Below are 1,994 nucleotides of genomic sequence, written 5' to 3'. Positions count from 1 at the left end.
CTTAATTACGGGATTGCGTTTGCCGGCTTTGAACAAACACAAGGAAATGCTTTGCGGAGTGCGTTTTTAATATAAAATCTCGTTTTAACAATAAATCCGTTTCAGACGGCCTGCGACGGCAGGTTCGAGTCCCGAAACGGACGTTTGGGATTATAGAGAAAATGCACGCAATACGCAAAGATTCAGTCAGCCTGATTGCCGTTGCCGAACACGAGGAAGGCCAACGCCTTGATAACTATCTGATAAAAATCCTCAAAGGCGTCCCGAAAAGCCATATCCACCGCATTATCCGCGCCGGCGAAGTGCGGCTGAACAAAAAACGCTGCAAACCCGACAACCGCATTCAGGCAGGCGATACTATTCGCATTCCGCCGATACGCATCGCAGAAAAACAAAGGCCGGCTGAAAACCAGGCCGCGCCAGCACGCGAGTTTGACATCGTTTACGAAGACGATGCGCTTTTGGTCATCAACAAACCGTCCGGCGTTGCCGTCCACGGCGGCAGCGGCGTGAGCTTCGGCGTCATCGAACAAATCCGCCGCGCCCGTCCCGAAGCGCGTTATCTCGAACTCGTCCACCGCCTCGACAAAGACACCAGCGGCCTTTTGATGATAGCCAAAAAACGCAGCGCCTTGGTGAAACTGCACGAAGCCATCCGCAACGACCATCCGAAAAAAATCTATCTCGCGCTGGGTGTCGGCAGGCTGCCGAACGACCGCTTCCACGTCAAGCTTCCCCTGTTCAAATACACCGGCGCACAAGGTGAAAAAATGGTGCGCGTCAGCGAAGACGGCCAATCCGCCCACACCATCTTCCGCGTGTTAAACCGTTTTTCAGACGGCCTTTTGCACCAAGTCGGCCTGTCCGACCTGACCTTTGTCGAAGCCACCCTGAAAACCGGCCGCACCCACCAAATCCGCGTCCACCTACAATCGCAAGACTGCCCCATTGCCGGCGACGAACGCTACGGCGACTATCAGGCCAACAAACGCCTGCAGAAACTCGGTTTGAAAAGAATGTTCCTGCACGCTTCCGAGCTGCACCTCGCCCATCCGCTGACCGGCGAAAAACTAATCCTGAAAGCCCACCTGCCGCAAGAATTAGCGCAATTTGTTTTAATGCTGGAAAATCAGGAAAAGGCCGTCTGAAAGGAAACCCATGAAACCCAAACTCATTATTTTCGACTGGGACGGCACGCTTGCCGACACCACCAACCCCATCATCCACACCTTTCAACAAAGCTTTGCCGATTGTGGCCTGCCCGTTCCCGAAGCCGACCAAATCCGTCCGCTCATCGGATACAGCCTGTCCGGCATCATCCGCCGCCTTGCCCACAACGTCAGCGAACACGTTCAGGAAACCCTGATTGAGACCTATGCCGCGCACTACCTCAATCCCAACAACCGCAACATGACCCTGTTCACCGAAGCCCTGCCCTGCCTGCAACGCTTGAAACAACAAGGCTATTGGCTTGCAGTAGCGACCGGCAAAGGCCGGAGCGGCTTGGACAAAGCCATTGCACAAACCGACACCCAAGCCTTTTGGCTGGAAACCGCCTGCGCCAGCGAATATCCGTCCAAACCCGCGCCCGACATGGTACTCGCCCTCTGCGACCGACTGGGTGTTGAGCCGGAAGAGGCCGTCGTCGTCGGCGACACCACCCACGACCTAGAAATGGCTGCCAATGCCAAAATCCGCGCCATCGCTGTCACCACCGGCGCACACACTGCCCAACAACTTTCCGCCCTGCCCCATATCGCCATGCTCAAAAGCTTGGCCGAATTGCCCGATGTATTGGAAACCTTATAAAAGACTATGCAACATCTATATTAAAGGCCGTCTGAAACCTATTTTCAGACGGCCTTTAATTTGTTTTATCGATCCGAGCGCACCCTGACAAATGTTGCAAATTTCGGCGTTCCCTTTTGCGTAAAACCACGATAACGGTAAGTAATCAGCGCACCGATTTTCGGCGGATGGTCGCGGTCTTTATC

At 54.3% G+C, this 1,994-nt stretch carries 2 protein-coding genes and 1 pseudogene; 2 read left to right on the top strand and 1 reads right to left on the bottom strand.

Annotation, left to right across the window (positions count from 1 at the left end; translation table 11 throughout):
* Window positions 1-161: 161 nt before the first annotated feature.
* Together ACTHUE_RS16920 and ACTHUE_RS16915 are read left to right on the top strand one after the other, a co-directional pair.
* A complete protein-coding gene (locus tag ACTHUE_RS16920; protein WP_039861877.1) occupies window positions 162-1,148 on the top strand; it encodes an RluA family pseudouridine synthase in 987 nt (328 codons plus the stop codon).
* Window positions 1,149-1,158: 10 nt separating this feature from the next.
* Window positions 1,159-1,809 (top strand): HAD-IA family hydrolase, encoded by a 651-nt coding sequence (locus tag ACTHUE_RS16915; protein ID WP_070646253.1) that lies wholly within the window; start codon window positions 1,159-1,161, stop codon window positions 1,807-1,809.
* A 65-nt stretch (window positions 1,810-1,874) separates the two neighbouring features.
* Here ACTHUE_RS16915 and ACTHUE_RS16910 read toward each other — a convergent pair.
* A pseudogene (locus tag ACTHUE_RS16910) lies at window positions 1,875-1,994 on the bottom strand (DNA ligase); the annotation flags it as partial.

This window comes from Neisseria sp. P0021.S005, from assembly GCF_051956955.1.
Note: the sequence above shows the minus strand (reverse complement) of the source record. Positions and strands in the feature narration are given on the sequence as shown.